Origin of the sequence: Pseudomonas typographi (assembly GCF_014694385.1) — a bacterium.
GTDB lineage: Bacteria > Pseudomonadota > Gammaproteobacteria > Pseudomonadales > Pseudomonadaceae > Aquipseudomonas > Aquipseudomonas typographi.
This window is the reverse complement of record NZ_JAAOCA010000129.1, coordinates 1-560: the sequence shown is the minus strand read 5'-3', so window position 1 is coordinate 560 and position 560 is coordinate 1. Positions and strand designations below refer to the sequence as shown.

The following is a 560-nucleotide window of genomic DNA, read 5'->3' as shown; positions in this document are numbered from 1 at the left end:
TGGAAAATCTGCTGCTGCCACGTGAGGCGATTCATTGCCAATAGAATGAGGGAAGTGCAGTCCCTCCGCCTGAGTCAGCACCCTGCCCTCCCTAAGTAATGGCGCGTTTGGCCAAAACATGCCCGTGCGGATGGCCACTCGCATTTTCTTGCACAGCGAGCGCTGGCTGCGCAGCTTCTCCCCGGCGCGGTTGGTGTAGCTGGCCACCTGCTCAGCACCACGATGGGCGTGCGCACCAGGTCTGGCCTGAATACCCGTTCGCAGCTGGCGTAGAAGCTGTTGCAGTCGATCAGTGCATAGACGGGATCAGGCTTTGAGGTCATGGCTGCGCACGCTGAACGTCACCACGCCCCACATCTGCAGCTCGTCGCCATCGATGATGTACCGCGGCGGAAAGCGCCTATTCTCCGAGAACAACGCCACCTCCCCACCGCGCCGGTGCAGGCGCTTACACAGCGGTTCGCCGTTGATGGCAGCGATCACGATGTGCCCGTGGGCCGGCTCAATCGCGCGGTCCACCACCACCAGATCACCATCGAAGATTCCGGCGCCGATCATGC

General features: G+C 61.8%; 1 protein-coding gene and 2 pseudogenes. All 3 read right to left on the bottom strand.

Translation table 11 applies throughout. From position 1 onward, the window contains the following. A pseudogene (locus HAQ05_RS29275) lies at nucleotides 1-207 on the bottom strand (hypothetical protein); the annotation flags it as partial. A gap of 2 nt (nucleotides 208-209) precedes the next feature. Then, nucleotides 210-323, bottom strand: a pseudogene (locus HAQ05_RS29270) (Y-family DNA polymerase); the annotation flags it as partial. Further along, a partial coding sequence (locus HAQ05_RS28030) for a LexA family protein (protein ID WP_238936619.1) occupies nucleotides 307-560 on the bottom strand: 254 nt, incomplete at its 5' end. The gene HAQ05_RS28030 and the pseudogene HAQ05_RS29270, both read right to left, overlap by 17 nt.